The organism is Salinivibrio sp. ML290 (assembly GCF_001995695.1).
Lineage (GTDB): Bacteria > Pseudomonadota > Gammaproteobacteria > Enterobacterales > Vibrionaceae > Salinivibrio > Salinivibrio siamensis.
In genome coordinates, this window is the sequence record NZ_MUEY01000002.1 from 67,555 (window position 1) to 91,461 (window position 23,907).

General features: G+C 47.0%; 25 protein-coding genes, 1 tRNA gene and 3 pseudogenes. 15 read left to right on the plus strand and 14 right to left on the minus strand.

All coding sequences use genetic code 11. From position 1 onward, the window contains the following. Positions 1 to 52 precede the first annotated feature (52 nt). On the plus strand, positions 53 to 691 hold the full coding sequence (gene sspA / locus BZG23_RS02455) for a stringent starvation protein SspA (RefSeq protein ID WP_046073932.1): 639 nt from the start codon (positions 53 to 55) through the stop codon (positions 689 to 691). Next, positions 691 to 1,218 (plus strand): ClpXP protease specificity-enhancing factor, encoded by a 528-nt coding sequence (gene sspB, locus BZG23_RS02460; protein WP_077606046.1) that lies wholly within the window; start codon positions 691 to 693, stop codon positions 1,216 to 1,218. Before sspA ends, sspB begins: the two co-directional genes overlap by 1 nt. Positions 1,219 to 1,347: 129 nt before the next feature. Here sspB and pyrI read toward each other — a convergent pair whose 3' ends face one another. The 3 genes from pyrI to argF form a co-directional block, all read right to left on the minus strand. Further along, the gene (gene pyrI / locus BZG23_RS02465; RefSeq protein WP_077606047.1) at positions 1,348 to 1,815 is read right to left on the minus strand and encodes an aspartate carbamoyltransferase regulatory subunit; all 468 of its coding nucleotides are present in this window, start codon (positions 1,813 to 1,815) and stop codon (positions 1,348 to 1,350) included. Continuing rightward, positions 1,812 to 2,756 carry an aspartate carbamoyltransferase gene (gene pyrB, locus BZG23_RS02470; RefSeq protein ID WP_077606048.1) on the minus strand — a complete coding sequence of 315 codons (945 nt, stop codon included), beginning with the start codon at positions 2,754 to 2,756 and terminating at the stop codon, positions 1,812 to 1,814. Before pyrB ends, pyrI begins: the two co-directional genes overlap by 4 nt. Positions 2,757 to 2,970: 214 nt before the next feature. Further along, positions 2,971 to 3,978 carry an ornithine carbamoyltransferase gene (gene argF / locus BZG23_RS02475; protein WP_077606049.1) on the minus strand — a complete coding sequence of 336 codons (1,008 nt, stop codon included), beginning with the start codon at positions 3,976 to 3,978 and terminating at the stop codon, positions 2,971 to 2,973. Positions 3,979 to 4,297: 319 nt separating this feature from the next. On the opposite strand from argF, the gene BZG23_RS02480 reads away from it, so the two are divergent. The 6 genes from BZG23_RS02480 (at position 4,298) to BZG23_RS02505 (ending at position 7,622) form a co-directional block, all read left to right on the plus strand. After that, positions 4,298 to 4,516, plus strand: a complete 219-nt coding sequence (locus tag BZG23_RS02480) for a hypothetical protein (protein ID WP_131825349.1) — start codon at positions 4,298 to 4,300, stop codon at positions 4,514 to 4,516. A 154-nt stretch (positions 4,517 to 4,670) separates the two neighbouring features. Further along, positions 4,671 to 4,746: transfer RNA gene (locus BZG23_RS02485), tRNA-Ile, on the plus strand. 673 nt (positions 4,747 to 5,419) lie between these two features. Next, positions 5,420 to 5,659: a hypothetical protein gene (locus tag BZG23_RS02490; protein WP_077606050.1), complete on the plus strand. Its 240-nt coding sequence runs from the start codon at positions 5,420 to 5,422 to the stop codon at positions 5,657 to 5,659. Positions 5,660 to 5,803: 144 nt separating this feature from the next. Next, positions 5,804 to 6,439, plus strand: coding sequence for a hypothetical protein (locus BZG23_RS02495; RefSeq protein ID WP_077606051.1), 636 nt, complete (start codon positions 5,804 to 5,806; stop codon positions 6,437 to 6,439). Positions 6,440 to 6,562: 123 nt separating this feature from the next. Then, on the plus strand, positions 6,563 to 7,003 hold the full coding sequence (locus BZG23_RS02500; RefSeq protein WP_077606052.1) for a hypothetical protein: 441 nt from the start codon (positions 6,563 to 6,565) through the stop codon (positions 7,001 to 7,003). A gap of 106 nt (positions 7,004 to 7,109) precedes the next feature. Beyond that, positions 7,110 to 7,622, plus strand: a complete 513-nt coding sequence (locus tag BZG23_RS02505) for a hypothetical protein (protein ID WP_077606053.1) — start codon at positions 7,110 to 7,112, stop codon at positions 7,620 to 7,622. Between the two features lie 22 nt (positions 7,623 to 7,644). Here BZG23_RS02505 and BZG23_RS16445 read toward each other — a convergent pair. Then, positions 7,645 to 7,782: pseudogene (locus BZG23_RS16445) on the minus strand (IS110 family transposase); the annotation flags it as partial. Positions 7,783 to 8,259: 477 nt separating this feature from the next. On the opposite strand from BZG23_RS16445, the gene BZG23_RS02510 reads away from it, so the two are divergent. Together BZG23_RS02510 and BZG23_RS02515 are read left to right on the plus strand one after the other, a co-directional pair. Then, complete coding sequence (locus BZG23_RS02510) at positions 8,260 to 8,520, plus strand: hypothetical protein (RefSeq protein WP_077606054.1); 261 nt, start codon at positions 8,260 to 8,262, stop codon at positions 8,518 to 8,520. 350 nt (positions 8,521 to 8,870) lie between these two features. Further along, complete coding sequence (locus tag BZG23_RS02515; protein ID WP_077606055.1) at positions 8,871 to 9,428, plus strand: hypothetical protein; 558 nt, start codon at positions 8,871 to 8,873, stop codon at positions 9,426 to 9,428. A gap of 697 nt (positions 9,429 to 10,125) precedes the next feature. On the opposite strand, the gene BZG23_RS02525 is transcribed toward BZG23_RS02515, so the two are convergent. From BZG23_RS02525 to BZG23_RS02545, 5 genes are all read right to left on the minus strand, one after another. Then, positions 10,126 to 11,664 carry a replication endonuclease gene (locus tag BZG23_RS02525; protein WP_077606057.1) on the minus strand — a complete coding sequence of 513 codons (1,539 nt, stop codon included), beginning with the start codon at positions 11,662 to 11,664 and terminating at the stop codon, positions 10,126 to 10,128. Beyond that, positions 11,648 to 11,911 carry a hypothetical protein gene (locus tag BZG23_RS02530; RefSeq protein ID WP_077606058.1) on the minus strand — a complete coding sequence of 88 codons (264 nt, stop codon included), beginning with the start codon at positions 11,909 to 11,911 and terminating at the stop codon, positions 11,648 to 11,650. The genes BZG23_RS02525 and BZG23_RS02530 overlap by 17 nt, the downstream gene beginning before the upstream one ends. Next, positions 11,904 to 12,146, minus strand: coding sequence for a helix-turn-helix transcriptional regulator (locus tag BZG23_RS02535; protein WP_074213514.1), 243 nt, complete (start codon positions 12,144 to 12,146; stop codon positions 11,904 to 11,906). Before BZG23_RS02535 ends, BZG23_RS02530 begins: the two co-directional genes overlap by 8 nt. A 91-nt stretch (positions 12,147 to 12,237) precedes the next feature. Beyond that, a complete protein-coding gene (locus tag BZG23_RS02540) occupies positions 12,238 to 13,134 on the minus strand; it encodes a hypothetical protein (RefSeq protein ID WP_077606059.1) in 897 nt (298 codons plus the stop codon). Between the two features lie 40 nt (positions 13,135 to 13,174). Then, the gene (locus BZG23_RS02545; RefSeq protein WP_077606060.1) at positions 13,175 to 14,413 is read right to left on the minus strand and encodes a site-specific integrase; all 1,239 of its coding nucleotides are present in this window, start codon (positions 14,411 to 14,413) and stop codon (positions 13,175 to 13,177) included. A gap of 918 nt (positions 14,414 to 15,331) precedes the next feature. Between BZG23_RS02545 and BZG23_RS02550 the strand changes: the two genes are divergently transcribed. Both BZG23_RS02550 and BZG23_RS02555 read left to right on the plus strand, forming a co-directional pair. After that, entirely contained in the window at positions 15,332 to 15,784 is a 453-nt protein-coding gene (locus BZG23_RS02550; RefSeq protein WP_077606061.1) for a hypothetical protein, read from the plus strand. A gap of 102 nt (positions 15,785 to 15,886) precedes the next feature. Continuing rightward, entirely contained in the window at positions 15,887 to 16,771 is an 885-nt protein-coding gene (locus tag BZG23_RS02555) for a hypothetical protein (protein WP_077606062.1), read from the plus strand. Between the two features lie 260 nt (positions 16,772 to 17,031). On the opposite strand, the pseudogene BZG23_RS02560 reads toward BZG23_RS02555, so the two are convergent. Continuing rightward, positions 17,032 to 18,073, minus strand: a pseudogene (locus BZG23_RS02560) (IS110 family transposase). A gap of 195 nt (positions 18,074 to 18,268) precedes the next feature. On the opposite strand from BZG23_RS02560, the gene BZG23_RS02565 reads away from it, so the two are divergent. After that, positions 18,269 to 18,523 (plus strand): hypothetical protein, encoded by a 255-nt coding sequence (locus tag BZG23_RS02565; protein ID WP_131825369.1) that lies wholly within the window; start codon positions 18,269 to 18,271, stop codon positions 18,521 to 18,523. Next, entirely contained in the window at positions 18,513 to 19,289 is a 777-nt protein-coding gene (locus tag BZG23_RS02570; RefSeq protein WP_077606064.1) for a hypothetical protein, read from the plus strand. The genes BZG23_RS02565 and BZG23_RS02570 overlap by 11 nt, the downstream gene beginning before the upstream one ends. Positions 19,290 to 19,327: 38 nt before the next feature. On the opposite strand, the pseudogene BZG23_RS02575 reads toward BZG23_RS02570, so the two are convergent. The 3 genes and pseudogenes from BZG23_RS02575 to arcA all read right to left on the minus strand — a co-directional run. After that, a pseudogene (locus tag BZG23_RS02575) lies at positions 19,328 to 19,639 on the minus strand (transposase); the annotation flags it as partial. A 311-nt stretch (positions 19,640 to 19,950) separates the two neighbouring features. Further along, complete coding sequence (locus BZG23_RS02580; RefSeq protein WP_077606065.1) at positions 19,951 to 21,081, minus strand: DUF3103 family protein; 1,131 nt, start codon at positions 21,079 to 21,081, stop codon at positions 19,951 to 19,953. A gap of 228 nt (positions 21,082 to 21,309) precedes the next feature. Next, on the minus strand, positions 21,310 to 22,530 hold the full coding sequence (arcA, locus tag BZG23_RS02585) for an arginine deiminase (RefSeq protein WP_077578681.1): 1,221 nt from the start codon (positions 22,528 to 22,530) through the stop codon (positions 21,310 to 21,312). A 327-nt stretch (positions 22,531 to 22,857) separates the two neighbouring features. On the opposite strand from arcA, the gene rraB reads away from it, so the two are divergent. Next, complete coding sequence (gene rraB / locus BZG23_RS02590) at positions 22,858 to 23,238, plus strand: ribonuclease E inhibitor RraB (protein ID WP_077578682.1); 381 nt, start codon at positions 22,858 to 22,860, stop codon at positions 23,236 to 23,238. A gap of 69 nt (positions 23,239 to 23,307) precedes the next feature. On the opposite strand, the gene BZG23_RS02595 is transcribed toward rraB, so the two are convergent. Continuing rightward, positions 23,308 to 23,832, minus strand: coding sequence for a GNAT family N-acetyltransferase (locus BZG23_RS02595; RefSeq protein ID WP_077578683.1), 525 nt, complete (start codon positions 23,830 to 23,832; stop codon positions 23,308 to 23,310). Between the last annotated feature and the right edge of the window lie 75 nt (positions 23,833 to 23,907).

Sequence of the window (23,907 nt, forward strand, 5' to 3'; positions counted from 1 at the left end):
GACTTTAGGTCCCCATTGCTTTCTATTGTTATTGAACATCCTGGAGGGGTTGATGGCTGTTGCTGCCAATAAACGCTCGGTGATGACGTTATTCTCTGACGCATCTGATCTCTATAGTCATCAGGTACGCATCGTCCTCGCAGAGAAAGGTGTCAGTGTAGAAATCGAGCTGGTGGATCCGAATAATCTGCCAGAAGATCTGGTTGACTTAAATCCTTATAACTCTGTTCCAACCTTGGTAGACCGTGAGTTAGCGTTGTACAACGCGGATATCATCATGGAATACTTGGATGAGCGTTTCCCTCACCCGCCATTGATGCCGGTATACCCTGTTGCCCGTGCACAAAGTCGTTTGATGATGTATCGCATTAAGCGCAACTGGTATACCTTGGTTGACCAAATTATGGAAGGCAGTGCTGACGACGCCGACAAAGCGCGTAAGCAGCTGCGTGAAGAGCTTCTGGCGCTGGCACCGGTATTTGCCGAAGATCCCTACTTCCTAAGCGAAGAGTTTAGCTTGGTGGATTGCTACTTAGCCCCGCTGCTGTGGCGTTTGCCGGCACTGGGTATTGAGCTAACTGGCCCAGGCGCGAAGCAAGTAAAAGACTACATGACGCGTCTGTTTGAGCGTGATTCGTTTCTCGCCTCACTGACAGAAGCTGAACGTGAAATGCGACTAACAGGTCAATAATGTCTACATCAGAATTTGCGATGACACCACGCCGCCCCTATTTGGTTCGCGCGTTCTATGATTGGTTACTGGATAACGATCTCACCCCACACATGGTGGTGGACGCGACGTTACCTGGGGTACAAGTCCCGTTTGACTACGTCAAAGACGGACAAATTGTTCTCAACATTGCCCCGCGAGCGGTGGGAAACTTAGAGCTTAGCAACGACCATGTGTGCTTTAATGCCCGCTTTGGTGGCAAGCCTCAACAAGTCCTCGTGCCTATGGCCGCAGTGCTCGCCATCTATGCGCGTGAAAATGGTGCCGGCACCATGTTTGATATGGAGCCCGCCTACGCGCAGGCTGATGAGGAGGAAATGTTTGAACAATCCCCCTCATCCAGCGAGGTAGAAGACGACGAAGAGCCGCCTTTGGTGTCGGTTGACAGCGTTGACGATCCAGACGCGTTGCCGCAAGCCGATGACGAAGACGACACGCCGGCTACGCCAAGCAAAAAAGGCAAGCCGACGCTAACCGTGGTGAAATAACCGCGTCGCAAGTTCTACCTGAAGGTAAGACACAAAAAACCAGCACCCAAGTGCTGGTTTTTTTATGCGCAGGGGCCTGCCGCACAGAAAAGGCGCCCGACTCGACGCCCTCAATGTAAGGCGTCTGAATCAATGACGCTCGGTCATGATCTCGCGCGAGAACACCTTCTCACAGTATTTACAGCGCAACTTCACATCGTCTGCTTCACTCAGCACGCGGAATGAGCTATCGACCGCCGGCTCACCGTGAGTAATACAGTTAGAATTTGGGCAGCGGAACACGCCTTGAATCACCTCAGGCAAGGTCAGCGGCAACTTGGCGACCACTTGGTAATCTTCAATTTGATTCACGGTTGCCTGTGGGGCGTACAACGCGAGTTGGCTGGCCTGATCTTCGCTGATCACCACGTTCTCGATTTTGATCAGATCTTTGCAGCCTAACGCCGACGATGGCAAGTTAAGGCCAATGGTGATCCGCTGATCGCTGCCGTGCATTTGAAACAGGTTTAAGATCTTAAAGCCAATGTGCGCGGGGATATGATCGATCACCGTGCCGTGACAGATGGCTTCAACTTGTAGTTTGTTATCCGTGCTCATTTTGCAACTCCTTCAACCTGTTCGTTTAATACCAGTGCCAGCAGGGCTTCTCGCGCATAGACGCCGTTCTCAGCTTGCTCAAAGTAATAGGCGTGCGGGGTTTTATCGACATCCACAGTAATTTCATCCACACGGGGCAGGGGATGCATCACCTTCATGTTGGGTTTGGCATCACGCAGCATCCCCGCATTTAAAATGAACGCCGCTTTAATGTGCGCATACTCTGATTCATCAAAGCGCTCTTTTTGTACCCGCGTCATATACAATACATCCAGCTCAGGCACCACATCGGTGATGCTACTGTGCAGGCTATACGGGTGGCCCGCGGCAGTCAGCTCATCTAACAAATACTCAGGCATCGCCAAGGCATCCGGGGCGATATAGAAAAAGCGGTTACCCTCGAATTTTGACAAGGCTTGCGTCAGTGAGTGCACGGTTCGGCCATATTTCAGATCGCCCACCATGGCAATGTTGAGGTTATCGAGCCGGCCTTGGGTTTCGTAAATCGAGAACAGGTCGAGCAGGGTTTGGGTTGGATGCTGGTTAGCGCCATCACCACCGTTCACTACTGGCACACCTTCAGAGAACTCCGAGGCTAACCGCGCCGCGCCTTCTTTGGGGTGGCGCATCACAAAGCCATCGACATACGAGGAAATTACCCGCACTGAGTCGGCCAAGGTTTCGCCTTTTTTGCCTGACGAGGTATTGCCACCGTCGGGGAAGCCGATCACTGAGCCGCCAAGGCGCTGAATCGCGGTTTCAAACGACAAACGTGTGCGCGTCGACGCTTCAAAAAAGCAGCTGGCAATCACTTTATTCTTCAACAGCGTCGGGTTAGGGCGCGCTTTTAGCTCGCCCGCCGTGGCGACGATTAACTCCAGCTCGTCGCGGCTGAGCTCGGGAATGGAAATAATATGTTTGTTATAAAGCGTATTGGCCATAACGCGAGTCCCTTTCTTTGCAGTGTGCTACAGGCAAAAAAAAACCTCCGAAACGGAGGTTTTTACGATCACGACCAATGCGGATACCGTCCCGCAATGGGGCGGATAAATCGCTGTTTGTGGGTGGAATAACCAACATAACTTCTGGCCGTGTAGTGAAATCTGGCCGAATTATACGCCCCTATTTATGTCGTGCAAGCAAAAGTGCAATCGTTTACGTGCTTGCGTTGACGAGTGTGGCAACCATCACAGCCTTGATGGTATGCATACGGTTCTCTGCTTGGTCAAAGACGATCGACTGCTCAGATTCGAACACCGCGTCGGTCACCTCCAAGCCATTCAGCCCGTATTGATCGGCGATTTGTTTACCCACACCAGTCTCATCGTTATGAAAGGCAGGCAAACAGTGCATAAACTTAGCGTGTGGATTCGCAGTGGCGGCCATCAAACCGGGGTTAACCTGATAAGGGGTGAGATCGGCCACGCGCTGCGCCCAGACCGATTCGGGCTCACCCATCGACACCCAGATATCGGTGTACACAAAATCACAGCCGTTCACCGCTGCGGTGTCTTCGGTTAAGGTGATCGTCGCGCCGGTATTGGCGGCGATATCTTGGCAGGCGGCAATCAAATCAGCCTCAGGCCAATAGGCTTTGGGGCCAATCAGGCGCAGATCCATGCCCATTTTCGCCGCGCCGACCAATAGCGAATTGCCCATGTTATTGCGCGCATCCCCCACATACGCAAACGCGATTTGATCAAGCGGTTTGTCACTGTGCTCTTGCATGGTGAGCAGATCGGCCAACACCTGGGTAGGGTGAAAATCATCGGTTAAGCCATTCCACACTGGCACCCCGGCATGCGCGGCGAGCGTCTCGACCACTTCTTGACCAAAGCCACGGTATTGAATGCCATCGTACATTCTCCCTAATACCCGCGCGGTATCCTTCATGGTTTCTTTATGGCCAATTTGGGTGCCGCTAGGGCCGAGGTAACTGACTTGCGCGCCTTGATCAAACGCCGCCACCTCAAAGGCACAGCGCGTACGGGTCGAGGTTTTCTCAAAAATCAGCGCAATATTTTTGCCTGTTAGCTGCGGCGTTTCCTCACCGCGAGCTTTGGCCGCTTTAAGTGCGGCGGCATCATCAATCAGATCGTGGATTTGCTGAGGTGACAAGTCGAGTAAGGTGAGCAGTGATTGCTGGTAGAGGTCGCTTTTCATATCTATCCCTAAATAACTCGCCAAAATGAATATTAAATCGATATTTATGTTTAATTATTCTCTGATGGTAAAGCGCGTGCTAGCAATATGCAAGCGACAAATCCGAGCGTAAAGGCCATAAATTGACCAATAATACACCGTTTTGATGGTTTTCTGACCGCGGGAGGGGGATTTAATCAAGCACTGACAATGCTGATAAATTGGCGACAAACTAGACAATCCTTTTACTGCCTTATAGCGGGGGAATGACAGGGCCGCGCGATGAGTGCGAGATAGTGTTTATGTCCTCAAGGGCAACGACAATACTAGGAAGGAGAACATGATGAAAACACAAAACAAAGCACTGACTCTTAGCGCACTCATGATGATGGTTGGTCTCGCCGGCCCCGCGATGGCCAACGAAGCCAGCCAACCACAAGGCGACCAACCCGTGGTAACCTGCCCAGACGGCGGCACGGATTGCGACACGCAGCCAATGCCAGAAGACGACAACAGCACCTGGCCGGCTGAAGACAGCCAAGACCCTGCCATGCAATAAGGTGGCAGCCTCCTAAGCAAGCAAAGCGTGAGTGCCGCCACATTGGCGGCGCTTGTTTATCCCACCATACGCTAAGTGCTCAAAAAGCATACTGAATTCGCCCCCCTTACAGCTAGACACCCTGTGAGCCTTCCCCTATAATCCCATTCCATTCGGCCCCTTAGCTCAGTGGTTAGAGCAGTCGACTCATAATCGATTGGTCCCCAGTTCAAGTCTGGGAGGGGCCACCAGTCATAGAAAGGCCTGAGAGGTTAGTAACCACTCAGGCCTTTTGCTTTTTATTTTGCTGTGTAGCATATATGTAGCAAATTAATCGCTCTTAAACGTCCTTTTGATTCGCACTCCCCACCTGCCATACCCATTCTCAGGTTCGATATTAGTGATAGCTCGCTTAAGCACAGCTTTCGAACAGTTCACCTTTTGTACCCATATCACAAAACATGTGCCATCTAACATTTTGGATAACAGCGCACGAAAACCCACACACGGCTTGATACACTCATCTACAAATTTGCCAATATGATGGCGTGTTAGGTGCCGACAACTGATCGGCGGTAGCATTGCTAAACACTGGATACCTAACCAGTTTATCGGGCAGAGATACCCAATAGTGTGCGCGTTTATCCGTGACCGATTCACACTATCCCAGAACGAATGATTAAAAGAGCCTATTAGTCATATAGTTACAGATTTTTGTTTGGGGATAGTGTGAATACCTGAGTAGTGATAGGAGGCATGCACACTTTTGCTGAAAAGAGATGTCCGTATCGGCAATAAATTACATTTATAACAGTGAGTTAGCTAGGAAAGAGGGCGTATAACGGTTTTGGGAAATCGCGCATGCGCACTAATACAATGTTATACCAAACGGTTTAGAATTTTATCAACGAAAGGAAATTGAGAATGTCAATATATAAAAATTTTACAGGTACTACATTTGAAATCTGGCAACCAGTTGAAAAACTATCAATTCAAGAGTTAAAAGATCAATTGATTGAAGTTAATTTGATGATTTTTCAAATAGAGAAAAAAACGTTTCAGGGTGTAGATCTTAACGCAATAAAAGACTACAGAGGAAAAGTAACAGCTGAGTTATTCTCAAAGTTAGAAGCAGATTTTTTGACTAATCGCAACAAAGCTTAGCTTGTATAACAATAAAATTTAAGGGTGATTCACAACGCTAATCGCTCTTACTTCAAGCAATTTTAGTGTTTATGGCACAATGCTTTAGGTAGGTGGTTAGCGTTGTTCACACCTTAATTTGGCGTTAGATTCATGGCGGTCTAGATGAAGATTCACACCCGAAAAGATGAAAAGGCTGCCCGTCTTCGATCATTTAAGATGATTAATTGGCGAGTGAAGGTCGAAAAAATTGAGACGAAATTTGCTACGGTCTGTACGCAAGCGAAGGAACAAGGATTTTTTGAGAATCTTTACGTTTCGCGCAACGATGAACACAGGCAGATACAGCTTTTTTCTGGGAAACACCCCGTAGGTACATCGGAGCCCACTTATGATCGTAATGGCGAAAAATCAGGTTTTAAGCTTCATGCAGAGGGTGGAGCGGCTTTAGTAGTTTCTCAGGCCGGTTCCGGAAATGTTGCTGTAATACTGTATCCATTCTCATCTGAAAATCACTATCGGCATTTGCAAAATATCGTTTGGAGAATCTACTCATCACCTGATCAAATAACTGATGCGGTCTTGGATGCAGCGATTAAAGATTTCTTTACGTACATGAGAGTATCCAGCACTCTATTCTCAGAGGGCCTGGCTGCAAGGATTCGGGTGCACTATCTTGAGTTTCGAAGCAAAAAATCCACAGACGGACGTGGTTTTATGAAGTTTCTTTTGTCTCACTGGTTATGGGGTGTGCTTGGTGTTTTGGGCTCTGTCGCAAGCATCTACTCGATCTGGAAGTAAGATCTAACAAATCATTCCAGTTCGTTTCGGCCCTTGCGGGCCTTCACCGGACGGCCTTTTCTCCGCTTCGCTACGCAAAGGCCGCCGCTGAATATTGGCGTTCATTTAACACAAGGAGTAAGAATGAAAAATATTTTGCTAGTGATTCTCGGTAGCTTAATCGCTGTCGGTGCGTTTTGGGGCTGGAACGAGTATCAAGCGAAACAAGCCGAATTGGAAAGAACACAACTGAGAAATGAGCTTTTTACTCAAATTGATGATGTGATAGAAAGAAATGACGAATACTTCAGTTATTTAAACAAGCAAATCCAACTCCTTGTTCGGCCTTGCGATGGAATTAGAAACTATGAACGCTATAAAGCCTGTGCTGAAGGTGCTCAATCAGAAGCTCATGCCCGTGCTAATAATCGCTTCGGTTTCACAAGAAATGATTTATCACGAGAGATTGTGAAAATCATTCGCGAGCTAAAGAGTACGGGCATGACGAGCACCGAAATAAAGCGGAGACTCGGTTCTCGCGACGGAGAGCTTCCTTGGGGGGGCAATGCCGAGCTGGTTAAGTGATAAACCTAACAATCGGCTGCACGGCGACCGATTTTCCGCCGCTTTGCGGCTCCAAACCGGCGCGTGAGCCGGGCGTTATGCAGCACCATTAGATAGAGGTATAAGTTTGAGCTCAGAAGTAAATTGGTATTTTGAAGGTCTTAAGATCGTCGCTCAACTTGCAATAGGTGCTGTTGGCGCTATGTACGGCTATAAATCAGCAGCAAGAAAATTTTCAGAGGCTACAAAAGATACAGATAAAACTGTTTTTACCTCTTCGGTTACTAATGAACGAGCCGTTTGGCGTAGCGAGCTGCGCGAGGGTATTGGTAAATACATAGAATGCTCATTCAGATTTATCGAGAATACGGGCAAACTCTCGGAACTGAGTAGCTTGAAATCTCTAATTATTATGCGCCTTAACCCTAAAGCTTGGTCTTATAGCTCAGAGCATACGCTTGATCATGCTGTTCTAAAATCCGTCAATTCAATTTATGCGACCTGTGAGAAAGAGCGATTAAACGCAGCAAAGCTCAAGAGTGAAATTGCAAATTTAGAAAAGTGTGCTCAAAAATTGTTAAAGAGCGAATGGCAGAAATCTAAAAAAGAAGCTGTTGAAGGTCGAGAACGTGATGCATAACAAACGAGTATGTCGTCAATCGTTAAATTTTGGCGAGGTTTTTATCCCACATTACGCCATCTCCGAGCATCGAATTTAAGATCACTACCATCTTACTCACAGAGGAAATAATGGCGACTTCTTTCGGCTTTCCGGTGGCGAATAATCGGGTATACGTCGAATATTACATTGCATCGTAGACATCACCGCTAATGATCGTTCTTACGTAGGAGCTAGTGAGAAAGTGAAAAAGTGAAAGTATACAGTGTTACATAGCGCAGTTGCTCACGTACATCCGACCAATCAACCAAGATGATGGAACAAGGGTTGGCGCGCGCAATCAGGTGCGCATGCCAGCGATAAATCATATTTTTCTCCTGATGCAACAGCGTATTACCCAACAGACGGTCTGTACGTTTAATCGCATGTTTAACTGAGGTTTGCGTCTCAAGCGCACGCCCAAGCTTGGTAAAGGGTAAATCAGCGCCGTCGCTTCGAGTAAGGTTTTAGTGGCAAAAGTAAGAGAAATAAGCCGTTTTTGTGAATTTTGGCGCATTTCTTTGACAGTGTTTGTAGCATAGTGGTTTAGGTTAGGTTAGGTTAGGTTAGGTTTCAGGATTTTATCACCTTGGTTTGGCGTTATACTTTTGGAGGGAATGTGAGTTTACAATTTTATATAGAACGAGCGGAGTTTTTAGAGAGACTTATCGAAAGTAACTCTGATAACTCGGAGTTAATTCAGGCTTATTTAAAGCTAATAGAAAAAGTGGCAGAAGTAAATATTCAGTATTTTAAATCGAAAGAGTCAGTATGTAATGAAGGAAATAGACAAAACTCTGAAGTGTTTAGAATTAAATCTGACCTAAGGAAAACTGAAATTGAAAAGCAAGAGTTTCCTGTTGGCTGGAGTAATGATTAGCGTTAATTGAGAGAGAATGTATAAAAAAGAGTATATCGTCAATCGTTAAATTTTGACGAGGTTTTCATTCCGTATTGTGCCGTATACTAAGTGTTTAATTTAACGACCACTTTTCTCGTGTGATAAATAATCGATTAAATGTTAATTTAAAAGTGTAAAAATAGAACGGAAATGCCTCTTTGATCCCTAGATGTTCTTATGAAGGAATTACCTTTCCTAGGTCTTAAAGTGAGCGAAGAAAAAATGGTGTTTGGCGAGATAAATACCATAAAATAATTGAGTAGACATAGTTACCTCTAGTGTTAGAGGCAACAGTTAAGCGTGAAATTATTAAATGGTTTGTGATATAAATGTCAAATTTAGTTGATGGAAATTACATAATAAAAGATCCGAGTGAGCTGTTAAATAAATTGTTATTTGAGGCTGGTAAAATTTCTGGAGTTCCAGATAAACATGACTTCTTTAATTTTGTGGTGACTGCTGCTATTTTAAGTGAGTGGGTTTGCAAATATTATGGGTCAGTAATTCCAGTTGATTTAAAAAAAACATTAAAAGGCTGTTCAGATACAGGATTACCACTAGAATCTGATAGCTGGATAGAGGACAGAAATTGTTTGCCTAATTCGGGCCAAGATGCTAGTAGGCATATTATCAACAGTGTTAGGATTTGTTGGCACACTACAAATGCTACTAAACACTATGAGTGGAGAAGCTCTAGTGGAATTAGTACCATTAGCACTGAAGCACCGATAAATAATCTTTACGATTATTTCTTTACTCCGGTTGGAGAAAGCTTGTTTATTCGTTACAAAGATGAAAATTACACAATAGTGCAAATTAAGGATATTTTGATTCAGTTTTATCCAAAACTAATTAACTATCTTGACTCACTAAAAGAATCGGAATAATTATACTATAACAAGCAACGCATATGGGGGCTGGACTTGCTCCGTTTTACTGGACACGTCTCGACGACCTGATGAGGTCAGTATACCAGCCTAAAAAAAACAGATAAAAAGACAGCGCAATATTCACTAGACTTCAAACTGAAAGTGGTTGAATGGAGCGATGGAACGGATCGAACAGTGAAGTCGGTTAAATAGGCGCTTGATATCCATCCATTCATGCTATCAAAATGGCGTAAAGCGTAGCGAGATGGAGGGTTTTGTATGGTCAAGTTCCTAAAAAGGTGGCAACTCCTTCATGCAGAACATTCGAGAAAGAAATGAACGAAGAAATATCGATAGAACACGAAGGCGTCGTCCATACGGCAGAATATTCAATCTTTGATGATGTACTCACGGTTTATCTGCCAGATGGGACCACTAGAGACACTGAGCTAAGAGGCCTTAAGCCTGAATCAACGGCAAAGGCTCATCTACGTGCTTACATCAAGAAAAGCACTTAAAAAGCTTCTGCAACCCCTCCTGCTAAGGTAGTCCACGCTCTGAGTCTTTTCTTGCTTGGCGTTGCCAGCATATATCTAAAGCTTCCCCATTTCATCTTCGCCTGTGCGAGGCGTTAGGGTTTGTTCGGCGTTGACCCTATCAAATTTCCGATAAAATACAGTTATTCACAGAACTCCAAGTAAAAGCGCATCTGTCTTCATGACAGATGCCATTCGTTGGTGCGGGTGATGATGGCCTTTCCGCCTGCAGAGATGCCTTTAAGCACCTTTAAAAGCTCGTCTTCGCTATACATGGACGTTTTCACCACGCCTGTATCACTATCAAAAGCCAGCTCATAATGAGGGGCTATAGCTTGCTCTGTGCGCTTGCAGAATACGCCACCCATCAGATCTGTAAAGCTTTTCCAGTTGCCTTTGTCGGCTGCGTCGTGAATATCCTGCACTAGCTGACTTTCTGCCATCATTGCCTTTAAGCGGCGTAATTCACGCCAAACCGTCACCGAACACCCTCCCAGCTGTTGAAATWGGCGAATGCTCCAGCACGCCGCCCATGCATCGACGCGCGCCGCTGCACATTTCGGGTCTTCACCGTAGATACCTGCATCAAGATGATCACCGTCGATGTTTTTTGAGATGTATTTCGCGATATACCCCGTCGCTGAGCCCTTGTTAGGGTCAATCTTCACTTCCGTAAAGCGGTGCTGCTCAGCGCCTATTTCGTCGCCATCTTCCCGTAAAGCGTAATCTCTCATGGTAGTGATGAGGGTGTCGTAATGCGCAGGTTCGACGAACAACAGCAAATGCCAATGGGGTGTACCGTCGTGCTGTGGCTCCACAACTCGAAAACCATAGAATCGCACATCCTCGCGCTGTAGCTTGGCACGCATAAGCTTCCAAATATCATTGAGATAATCCTGAGCCTCAGCAGGCGTATAGCCTCCCCATTTTGGGTTTTCATCGCCCGTTGTCGCATAGCTGCGGTGGTATTTAGACGGGCACGTGATGGTGAGAAAGGTCGCCACATGGCCGAGCTCATTGGCTAGGTCTTCAAAGCCTCGCGCCCTCACCATGAGCTCGGTTTTGCGAATTTTCGGATCAGCGACGCCTTTTTTCGATAACTCCAGCAGGCTAAAGCTTTGCCCTAGTTGATTGGTAACTGTCGTGTTCGCAAGGTATTGCTCTTGATGAAACTTTTGAGAAGCGCGGGCGCTTAGGGTTTCTTCGGAGCAGTAGATAGATTTGCGACGGTTTACCTCATTGAGGTGTCGCATCACGGTTTCAATGTTCTTGCGCTGGGCTTTTCGAAGTTTGCGCAGCCACCATGATTTATCGGACATACGACGTAGCCGACCCTCTAGGGTGTATTTCTCCTCATCGGGAGGCAGCACGCCAAAGCTGGCACATAGGGCGTGAAGGGTTGTGATTGTTTGCTGTTCGTCACCCATTAACTCACGCCTAATCGCCAGTGCGGAATCAACAAGGTTTTCCGCTTCTTCTCGCAAGGCGTCTTCTGAAATATTGAGGTTTAGCTTTTCGGGCGACACGGTGAGCTTGCTCATCAGGCTGTCGGTGAGCTCGCGTAGGTAGGTGTTTCGCGCTTGCTTGTTGGAAATGGCGCGATAGTGTTTGAACAGGATTTTTTGGGCTTTATCCGGCAAGCGACAAAGGCGCTCTTTCACGAACGCCTTATCATCCCAGTCAATTTGAGCAAATTCAGTTTCAGGAATGGCTAACATCCAATGCCCTCCCTGCTGCTGTGAGCTCAAAAACATACCACTTGATACCGTAGGGGTAGGTGGTTCGGTACGTGATGAGCTTTTCTCGATAAAGCTTAAAGACAGTGCGTGGGTTTAATTTCATATCAAACCCTGTTGAGCCAATGTATCCGGCCTGATTGACGCGATAATCGGCACATAGCTGAAACCAATGCCCCGCTTGCATCGCACGGATAACCGATTGTTGATGTTTATTCAGCTTAGGCATGCTCACGCTCTCCATAGCTGAGGTGAGCCTGTTTGCGGTGCTGATCTAACCAGTTATCCAAATCTTCTTTTAGGTAACGTACCGCTCGGCCAATTTTGATAAATGGTGGCGCTTCGGTGCGGTTGAGTCGGTGGCCCTCCATGCGTGATTGACGCAGGAAAGAACGGCTCATGCCGATATAAGCAGCGGTTTCTTGTTCTGTGTATGCGCGTTTTTGGGTGTGTTCAGTGTGCATAACGATATCTCCGTGTGTTCGTTGGGAGATACCGTAACCGTCCCAACTAGCTTGGGACGCTGGTTGGGACGCTGGTTGGGAGAGTTTTTAGCTAAAGCGTTTTACGTACCGCTGAGACGTAGTTGCAGAAGGTTTTGTAACGCAACCTTCTCGTCTTATCTCCTCGGCCAAACCATTCGATATCGTCATGGTTTATTTCCGAAATGATGCCGTCTTCGTCAATCTGGTGAGCGTTGTTTTCATGATCTCGCCTAACGGCATACCATATCTTGAGAGCGTCAGCGTCGCGATCCCCTGCCAATACTTTTCGAATCATGATTTTGAAGGGGTTGGTTTCAATTTTGCTCATATCAGGGACAGAAATGCTTCGGCCTGTTTCGCCCTCAGGGCGTAGGTCAAAGGCGGCATTGACGGCCTGCAAATCAAACCGCAATTGGTCAGCCTCTATTGCTAATGGCTTGGCCTCTAACGCCCTACCTGTTTTGGCTAGGGCGTCCCATAGGCCTGAAAACCCCTGACGATTCCATTCCTCTGGGCCTGCTTGGGCCAGTTGCCTCGCTTCTTGCCCATAGGTCGCCTTAGTGCCTATGGCCCCATAGGCCGTAAAGGGGGCCATAGGCCTCTGGGGCAGGGAGGATACCTGAGTAAATGGGCCGTTCTCGGCGTCTGGGAAATCGTTTTTGACCTCCCGCCAGTGGCTAACGCGGTCAGGTTCCAGTATCAGGGCGTGACGAATTGGGGCGGTTTTTGAATGAATACAGGCTATTGACTGGTCTTGTGTTAGGCCTATTACGCCCTTGTAGGCGAACAGGTTTGCCAGAGCAGGCCTATGGCCCTCTTTGGCCGCAAGCATCGCCCCCATCGACTTTTCATCTACCCATGCGCACAGGGAAAGCTCCCCTTGCTCGACAGCGGCTAATAGGTCGCCTTTGGTAATAGGGGTGACATCGTGGATTTCATCTAGGCGGTAAAAGCGACGGTTTTGCATCCAATACTCTTTCTTTATCTGTTAGTTCAATTAACATCTATTAGCCCCCAATAAGGCTAACAGCCGCTGCCTTATGCTCTGGTGCTAAGTGGGCATATCTTAGCGTCATTTTTAGGTCGGCGTGGCCTAGTAGCTCCCGAACGGTATTGAGGTCGACGCCTGCCATCACTAGCTTACTGGCAAAATGGTGTCGGAGGTCGTGGAAGTTAAAGCCTTCAATATTTGCAAGCCCTAATACGGTTCCCCACGGCTTTTTAACGTCGGTAAGCGGTTGGCCGTTTTTGCCCTCAAAGAGGTAGGTGGCCTCGGGGTTTTGCTCGCGCCAGCTTGCCAGTGTGTTATAGGCCTCATTGTTGAGTGGTACTATGCGGCCTTCTTTCGATTTTGCATTCCCGCCGCGCACTTGTAGGTAGCGCTCAGAAAAGTAGATATCACGCCATTCAAGGCTGAGTAGTTCGCCTCGGCGTAGTCCGGTGTTGATAGCTAGCAGGATGAGAGGCTCTACATAATCTACGAACGTGGCATCATCTAAGCACGGATACAACGAATAATTACGTATAGCCCGATGCTCATTGGCCGAACGGCGAGCTAGGCGAATATCTTGGTCTCGATGCTTGATAGCATGCCGTAATCGCTTCTCTTCCATGTCGGTGAGATAGCGTAGGCGGGTATTGTCGGCCTTGATAGCTTTCACTTTGGTGAGTTCGTGTGATTCGATTAACCCCCATTCAACGGCGCGAGATAATGCGCCTTTAAGTGAGTTCACACTGTGATTAATGGTCGACGCGGCTTTACCCTTTTTCCGTTGCTCACTTCGCCACTTCTCAACTTCCCATGCGGTAATTTGGTCTAGCTCTTTATCCATCAAAAACGCAAAGCGGCTTTTAATGTGGTTCACAATACGCTGGGCCGTTTTCGGGTTACGGGTTTGCAAGTAGGGTAGGTATCGCTCGTCTAGGTAAACGGGGAGTTTGAGGTGTTTGCGGCGTTGGCTTTCTTGGCGCGCTTGCTTCCTTTCATCATGCACGTTGTTCCCTTTGGCAACGTCACCTGCCTTTTGTTTGGCAAGGTCACGCGCTTGAGCTGGGGTTAGGTCGTGCGCCGTTCCGAGCTTGTAGTTAACCTGTTTGCCATCATGTCGGTAGTAGAGGTAGTAAACAATGCGCCCCGTTGCTGAGATACGAGCATGAAAGCCATGAATCTCGGTATCGTTGATGCGTTTATCCTCAACCGAAAACTGCTTGATACTGCTCGCGGTGATCTTCTTTTTAAGAGGCATGATGCTTTGCGTCCTTGGTGTCTACCCATCGATTTCTGTGTAGCATATATGTAGCAAATCAATCATACTTCCATGAATTTTGATGAACAAGGAAAAACAAATAAAACGATATAAATACATGATATTGTTGGATTAAATTGTTCTTCTTTGTTCACTGCGATTCATGCAAAAACACCCAAAAAGCGTCTCATAATCGATTGGTCCCCAGTTCAAGTCTGGGAGGGGCCACCAGTCATAGCAAGGCGTAGCAGGTTAGTACCTACTACGCCTTTTTTGTGCCTGCTGATTTTTAGTCAAACACTTAGTCAAACAAGGAACGGGTACAACTCCCGTTTTCGCATTAGAAAAAATCAGCGGGTAACACTGAGAGGTGTTCGACATCCCGATCCTGCTAGCAGCCCTCTTTCCCCGGCCTGATCCAAACGTCCACTAAAACGATTCATCCGTTTTGCCCTAGGTAACTTCTTGCACCCACCTCACAAAATATGGTTTATCTAACACTTTGGACAATAGCGCACGAAAACCAAAACAGCCCTTGATACACTAATCCCAAATCTGCCAACTCGATGGCGTGTTAGGTGCCGACAACTGATCGGCGGTAGCATGGCTAACACTGGACGGTTAACCAGCTTATCAGCTAGAGACTGCCAAAAGCGTGCGCGTCTATCCGTGACAGATTCACACTATCCCAAAATGGATGACAAAAAGAGCCCATTAGTCATGCATTTACAGCTTGGCGTTTGGGGATAGTGTGAATGCCTGAGTTGAGATAGGAGGTACGCACATTTTCACGGAAGGCAGTATTCATTAGAGGTTAAAAATTCTATTGGTAACAGATATTTAGGTAGAAGAGAGTGCGGATAACGGTTTTGGGAAATCGCGCATGTGCACTAATACAATGTTATATAAAGGTCAGTCATGACAAATGAAGTTGTAAATTTTTTAGTAGAAGAAGCTAGATCAGAGGGATTCAAGACTAGGTCTGCGATATTCGGTGAATTGTGTCTTAAAAATCAGCCTTATTCGATAGTGCAATCTACAGGTGCTGTCTATGGCGTGTTAGTTAAATCAAAAACGCCTCCCCTAAAGGGTTTAAAGCCAATTAAAGGCTTTCCCAATCTTTATCCTGTGTATTGGGGAAAGGATATCGCCCCAGTAAGCAGGTTGAAGGCTCATGTTCAAAATCATCAATCTACGGGAAATGCTGATCTCCGAAGCATTGAGGAGATACAAGGAAAACCACTTCTGTTCGGTGCTATTTTTGTTGAAAAGTATTCCGAATTTGAGGGGTATCTACACGATTCATACCCGCCAATAAAAGGTCAAAAAAGTCGAGGCAGAACAAGTACTATCGTGAAAGTAATTAATTGAAATATAACAAGTCGCTGTTGCCGGACAATTTTTCCACCGCTGTGCGGCTACAAAATTTCCGCAAAGCTCAGCGTTATGAGTATTTAAACTAGGAGTTTGATCGTGCTGGATATATCAAAAAGAATCGAACTCATTAACTCTCTTTTAGAACAAGATACTGAGCAAAGTCTTACATATGCTGCGTTGGAAAGTAGACTTACGCTGGAATATTTGTGCTACGAGAGATTTAGGCTATACTTCTCATACTTATCAGAGAGTGACTTAAAAAATTGGCAGCCAAAACACATTATCAAACAGATTTCAGGTGAAGTTGACGATAATGTTGCTAGGGAGTTCTCGATCTCAATCTCGGATGAAAGAATAGATGGTAGGTTGCCAGAAACGAAAGAAGAGTTTGAATCGATAAAATACACTCCTCTGGGTAATCAACCTGAACTTAATCTGAATAAGTTACATAAGTTATGGAATAGTGTTTCTAATGTTGCTTTGCATATTCCAGTACCAAGCATATCGTCCGATAGTATAAATATTTATGGCGACAAAGATAAAATTAGGGAAAAAGTTTCTGAAGTTGTTGTGTTTCTATCGAACATAAAGGGGAACCTGTTGGTGAGTGGTTCCTTTGGAAAAGAGTACAGTTTCAATTGCTTTGTTTGTGATACTAAAATAAAACGCCCTGTAAGCAGTTTACAGCAAAAGACAGCGTTAAGCTGCATAAATCCAAAGTGCCAAGAAAGCTACGTCATACAGAAAGATAAGCATGACAATTTTGAAGTGATTAGAAACGTTATAAAATTTACGTGTTTGGGCTGCAATGAAGAATTAGAAGTACCGATTAGAGCTTTTAAAGATTTACGATTCAATCAAATTCTTAATATCCGTTGTGGTAATTGTAGCACCTTATCGGAGGTTATTATGAGGCCTTTGATGAAAAGTACCGAAGCAGAAAATTCTCATAACAAAGCATTGCAGCGGACAAGCCGCTGAATGCGGCTACATGGATTCCCCCGTTCGTCAAGCATCCGCGAAGCGTATTGAGTTTGGTTGGACTGCCGCTCTACATTCGGCCTTTTACTGACTCACGTCATGGCCCTGATGACATTGCGCGGTTGCAGTGCCTAATTCGTTAGAAGGCATCAAGGTGCCCGCCGCATTAACAGGCTCTCTGCAAATGGTCTTCACCGATACTCATCAACTTGCGTGTGCAATGACCCGGTTGGTGTATTTCTCCTTACGACAGCGACGAGTTAGGCCGCGTAGTCTTGATAATCCGTTTGATGGTGCAATAACGCCCACACAATGCGTGCATTTTTGGCTGCGAGAGCGACAATGGCGCGATTCATGCCACGTCGCTCAAGTCATGCCACGTCGCTCAAGGACATTTCGCCCCCAAACACTGAGCCTATCTTGCTTATCGCCTAGGTTCGTGATGACGGCTCTCGCGCCATGCACTAAGAGTGTTCTGAGATATTTATCTCCTCGTTTACTAATACGACCTAATCGAGGCTTTCCTCCGGTTGAGTACTGTTTGGGCACTAATCCAAGCCAAGCAGCAAAATCTCTACCGGAATCAAACTGTTCGCCTTTTCCGATAGTGGCGATAATCGCCGTTGCTGTTTGTGGGCCAATGCCGCGAACATTAAGAATACGCTGGGCATTAGGACTGGCCTTGGTAACCATATCGAAACACTGCTCGGTATCGGCGATACGCTGATTAAGTGTTTGTAGGTGGTCAAAACAATCTGCCACGACAGCACGAGCAATATCAGGCAGGCCATTCTCTGCTGCCTCGAGAATGAGTGGTACTTCTCTGTGAATGGCGGCTCGTCCCGTTGGAATAATAATGCCGAACTCTGCCAGTAATGCACGAATACGATTAATGAGGGCGGTACGTTCATTGACCCAATGCTCACGTATACGATGAGTCGCGAGAATCGCTTGGCGTTCGGGTGACTTAACAGGAATGAACCGGCTGTTTGGACGCTGAACAGCGTCACAAATGGCAACGGCATCGTTCAGGTCATTTTTTCCTTTTGTGCGATAAGGACCGACGTACTTTGCGGCCATGATGCGGGTATCGTGACCGAGCTTGTTGAATTCTCTAGCCCAATAATGTGCCCCACTGCAGGCCTCAATACCTATGCACATCGTGGGCATATTTGCTAATGTAGCCAGTAGTTTAGCGCGTGAAACAGATTTATGGAGAATGACTTTTCCGTGGTCATCCACCGCGTGAAGAGAAAAGTGGTGCTTGGCGAGATCAACGCCACAAAAGAATTGAGTAGACATGGTTACCTCCGGTATTAAGGCCGCACTTAAGTGTGGCAGATCTTCAAGAGGGGGAATCCATGTCATTCGTTATGTGCCCGAGTACCTCACGTTCTGTGACATTGTAAAAGTGCTGTATCGATGTTGTACTTCTTTCATAAAGCTGTAAAATGCAAAGATAGTTCAGATAGCCATTTTAGTAAGGGTAAAAACTTTATGAATCAACAAGATGTTGCGGGTTTAATTAGAGAGCATTTTAACTTTGTAGAAACACCTACTGAAAGTGAAGTAAATGAAATAGTATTTCGCCTTTCAGACAAAACTACGGAGCAAGAGTTTCACGAAATAGTACACGATGTTGTCAAAAATAAAACATCGTATTCTTTTGAGAGTCTTGATATGAGCGCATCAAAAAGCCTACTACTACAGATAAAGAAAGCTTCAGGTAAGTCAGACAGCAATGGATCCTAAGAAGTTTAGCGACTTAGAAGCTGAAGTTTCAAAAACGAAAGAAGCTCTTGATTGTTGCTTGCAAAACGTTTTAAACCAAATGCCAAATGTTTCTGCTCAGTTACTTAATGAGGCGCATTTGAAAGGTGCTAAGTTCTTTTCTAAATTTGAGTCTTTCATCTCAAGTATTTCCTCTGAAAGTGAGTCGCTTTCAAAGACCCAAGTTAAAGATGTTTTAACTAGCATTGAAAATGTATTGGATTATTCGGTTGATTATTGGGAAGTATTGACTTCTACCTCAGATGGTATTGTATCTGTGCCATACTCTCCTGAACTTAATTTTTTAAAGACGTCGCAACTAGTTCTTAAAACACATAACAAAGAACAAGCAATGAAATTGAAAGATAGGTTTATTGCACACAATATACCTACAGTAGGTTTTGATTCAAAGGGAAGCTATAAGTTGACATCAACAAAGATTGATTGGGTATCATTGGTGACTGGTAGTGTGTTACTTGCTATTTCAGGCTTGCTAGTGTTTTTTATGGATATAGATACAGGAATGAAATATTTCTTTTCGAGAATATTAATTAGCCTTAGTGTTGCTTTTTTATTTACCGGTATTGCTAAGGAGAAAATTCAAGCAAAGATTAATATTCCTGGATTGGCTATTACTGCCTTGGGAACTATAGCCATATTTTTTACTTTGTACTTTGCTAACCCTGCTGATATGCCAACGGTTAATAACTTCAATACCGATGGGGTTAATAGTTTAGCTTATACATAAGAGAACTAAGCACATAACAAACGAGTATGTCGTCAATCCTAAATTTTAGCGAGATTTTTATCCCACATTACGCCGTCTCTGAGCATCGAGTTTAAGATCACCACCATCTTACGCACACAGGCAATAATGGCGACTTTTTTCGGCTTTCCGGCGGCGACTAATCGGGTATACGTGGCTTTAAAAACAGGATTACATTGCATCGCAGGCATCATCGCCATATACAACACGGTACGAACTTGATTACGTCCACCTTGAATCACCCGTTTGCCTTTATATCGCCCACTTTCTTTTGTTACGGGTGCAACACCAATGAGTGATGCCGCTTGTTTGTTAGTTATATAGCCCAGCTCAGTGTAACCCTCCCTATTTTAGTGGCACTCTAAATTAGATTTTCCTATTTTCATGCCTTGCTAAATAATCTTGTAGTGGCCAACTAACATTGGCTACGATGTTAGAGCGTGTAAGAACAGAGATCCGTTCAGCAGAATCAGAGTAACCAAACTCGACAAGTTCGGCTTGATGATTTTGTAACGATTTCAGTTCATGGTTCAAGTCTCGTATGCATTCCCACGCGGGAGAGTGGGAACGAGTAAAATAAAAAAACAGAGACAAGCAACGCAGCCCTATGGCTGCGTTTTGGCTTTCTATCCCCAACCCAAGATTATTCTGTCGGTTCGATGGTCAGTGGTTCCCAGGTGGCGGTGGTGTTGCCGCCGGCGCTGGGGTGGTCGCGGTATTCGCGGTCTTTGAGTAGGGTGTAGTACACGTCCACAAAGTCATCATCGTTGGTGAGCCAGCCGTCGGGGATGGCTTCAATGATTTTGCCGGTGATCTTGGTGATCACGCCATAGGCTTGCACCTCTAAATCTGGAATGGCGGCAATGATGTCGCTCGCCACCTCGTTAAGTTTCAAGGCCAATTCTTTGTAGTTGGTGCCGTCGTCTTGCTCCATCAAGATCACGTCCGCCGCGCCCCAGCGATAACGCTCCCAGTGGATCATCACTTGATTAGGGTGATAGGTGGTTTGGTCGTAATCCAAATAAGGCATATCGACAATATCGAGCGTGGGCTCGTCACGGCTGGGGTTCACGCCGGTGACAATCGCGTATACCTCGGCCGCGCCGGAGATCCAAGGCTCTTGGTCGTCTTCAAGGCGGATTGATTTGAGCACTGTGGTGTCAATGGGCTCGGCTGGGCCTTGTGCCATCATTGGCGCGTGACGACGCTGACGGGGCGCTGGGGCTTGCTCGGCCAGGGTGCGGCGCATCACTTCTAGGCCAGCTTTAAGTGAGGCTTCACCATTGGCATCCACTACCAAAATAGGACGGTCAGGCAACTGATTAACGTCTAGCCAGTGTACCTTGCCGTTGGTGTCGTAGGCTTCAATTTGGGTCCAGGTTTTATCATCGCCTGCTGGCTCAAAGGCAAACAGTGGCGCTTGGCCAGCTTGCCAGCGTGCGAGCATGCTGGGGTCTGCCAGACGCACTTCAAGCAACTGTTCGGCGACCTCTTCGACCCCTTGTGCCTCTCGCAAGGCGCGGTCGGCCGCGCGCAGTTGATCATTAAGCTGATGTGCGCGCGTTTGGGTGAGACTTTGTAGCGACGCATTCAGGCCATAGGCATTAATGCTACGGTGGAGCACAGGCGCTAATAGCGCATAATCTTGGCTAAGTTGTTTGGCGGTGTCGCGTTTAATATCAACCACTGAATTATCGGCATTGGTCGCAAAAGCGGGAGTCAAAGCTTGGGTGATGCCAGCCAATAATAGGGCAATGAGCGTATTTTTCTTCATCGCGTTTCCTTTTTGTTGTGTTTCCAACTGACGCCAGCGGATGCTGACTAAGGCCATCATGCGACGTAAATGAGAAATAATGCTATTTAGAAAATAATGTGATGTGAGCCGAGTTCATAAAAAAGGCGCAACTGCGGCATGAAATTAGTCACTTTTGGTACCAAGGTGTGCGAGTGGCAAAAAAACGCCCGGCCAAGTGGCCGGGCGTTAAAGCGAAAAGGCGTGAGGTTAAATGCCGTCGCGTTCAAGCGGGCAGCTCATACAGCGCGCGCCACCGCGACCACGACCCAGCTGGTCGCCCGGGATCGAGAGCACCTTGATTCCGGCTTTGTCGTATTTCTCATTGGTGTAGGTGTTGCCTTCATAACCAATCACCACCCCAGGTTTGACCGTGAGCACGTTGTTGGCATCGTTCCATTGTTCGCGCTCGGCAGCATAGCTGTCACCGCCGGTGGTAATGATGTTCAGCGGGCCAACGTCGAGCGCTTTTTCAATCGCGGTAAGGTAGCAAGACTGCGCTTCCACGTTAAGGCTGTCTTCGCCTTTGCGAGTTAGGCGCCAGCATGGCAAGTCGGGGCGCATCACAGTGGGGTAAACCGAGAAGGTATGCACGTCCATGTGGGTCATCACCGTATCTAGGTGCATGCACGAGCGGTTTTTCGGCAGTTGCACGGCAATCACTTCTTTGGCTTGGCCACTAAACAGCAGGCTGCGTGCCAGCTGCTCAACCCCTTGTGGGGTGGTGCGCTCGGACATACCAATTAACACCGCGCCGCGGCCAATAACTAGCACATCGCCGCCTTCAATCATGGCGTTGTCGTAGTCACGTACTTCATCGCCGAGGTAATTAATAAACGGGTTATCGGCAAATTCAGGGTGCCAGCGGTAAATGGCACGTAGGTGGTTGGTTTCACGTTGGCGCGCCGACTTGGCCATGGGGTTGAGTGATACGCCGCCATACACCCAGCACGAGGTGTCGCGGGTAAATAGGTGGTTAGGCAGCGGCTCAATCACAAAGTCGGTCTTATCGTGCATGGCCTGCATCATCGAGGATGATTGCACGGGCAAGTCGATATAGCTTAAACCGCCAAGTAAAATGTCAGCCAGGGTGTTGTGGTCAATGTCCGCCATATAAGCGCGTACATCACTGGCGAACTGATAACCGAGACGATATTGATTGAGTTGGGTGTCGAGCAGCCATTGCTTGGCTTCTGGCACCGCGAGGGTTTCGACCAGTAAATCGTGAAGTAGGTAAACGTGTACGCCTTGGTCGGTCAGTGTGCGGGCGAACATATCATGCTCTTCGCCTGCGCGCTCAACGGCCAATACATCATCAAACAGCAGTTCATGGCAGTTAGATGGCGTCAGGTGGTTCAACGCTCGTTCAGGGCGGTGAAGCAGTACACGCTTCAGTTGCCCAACTTCGGATCCAACGTAAAACTCACTCATGGTAGGTCCTCTTTTTCCTTAATACGGGCCAGGTAATGAGACAAACAGCGCTTTACACACACGGGAGGTGTGCTCACCGGTTAGGTGGGAATGCAGGCCGTTTGCACAGGGTGGGCGTGTCTCATCTCCTCCTTGGATGCTCGAATAATGACAACCTTCTCGGGGGAGGTCAATGTTACAAATCACTAACAATCTCGCCGGACTAACAAGGTCACAGAAATTTCATTAACTTGGCGGTTTTCTCATCAATGACACAGTGATGGAACGTGGCATTTTTTGCTAAACCGTGCCATATTGCGCCCGTATTCATTTTCTGGAGTCGCGTCTATGTCACAGGCTGAACTTATCGAACAACAACACCAAGAAACGCGGATGATCATCGAGGAGCTTCTCGCCGATGGCAGTGATCCTGATGCGCTGTATACCATTGAGCACCATCTGTGTGCCGATACCTTTGAAGCGCTGGAAGATGCGGCGGTAGAAGCCTTTAAAATGGGCTTTGAAGTGGCCGAGGCTGAAGAGCTTGAGCTGGAAGAGGGCGGCACTATTGTTTGCTTTGATGCAGTGATGGAAACGGCCTTGAATGCTGAGCGCATTGATGAGCAAGTTGAAAAGTTGGTGGCGTTAGCTGATAAGCACAACATTGATTACGACGGCTGGGGCACTTACTTCGAATCGGATGAAGACGACGCTCCCGAGAGCGAGTAACGCGCGATCGCCGAATAAAACATACTGATTAAAGCCACGTTAACGTGGCTTTTTTTGTGCCTAGTGGGGTTAGAGCGTCTTTATCATGGTGACTTCACAGCTATCGTGACCGGTGTTGCCCATGCGCGCACACGGGGTAAAGCCGAGTGATTGATACAAGGCAATGGCGGCGGTGAGGTTGGCGGTGGTCTCGAGATAACAGCGTTGATAGCCCCATGCACGCGCTGTTTCCATCGCCTGAATCGCTAATTGTTTCGCCATCCCTTTGCCTCGCAGTGCTGGCAAAAAATACATTTTTTGCAGCTCGCATACGCTATCGTGTCCAGGCAAAGGGGCAATACCGCCACCGCCGAGGATCTCCCCATCGGCTTCAATCACCCAATAGGCCGCTTGCGGGTGCGTATATTGCTCGCTAAGGCAGTCAAGGGTGGGATCAGCGACGCTAAACCCGGCATCGGCACTGAGACCATGCTCGGCAGAGACGCGACGAATCACATCGGCAATCGCAGGGTTATCGTTTGGTGTCATTACACGCACGGTTAAAGGTGCGTGTGAGCTTGGCTCGTGTAAGTCTTGGGGCCTATCCTGGGCCATGAATACACTCCGAATTATATATGTATCAATAAATTACCTCACCAGATGGCTTTTCACAACTGAGTGCCGCCGCAG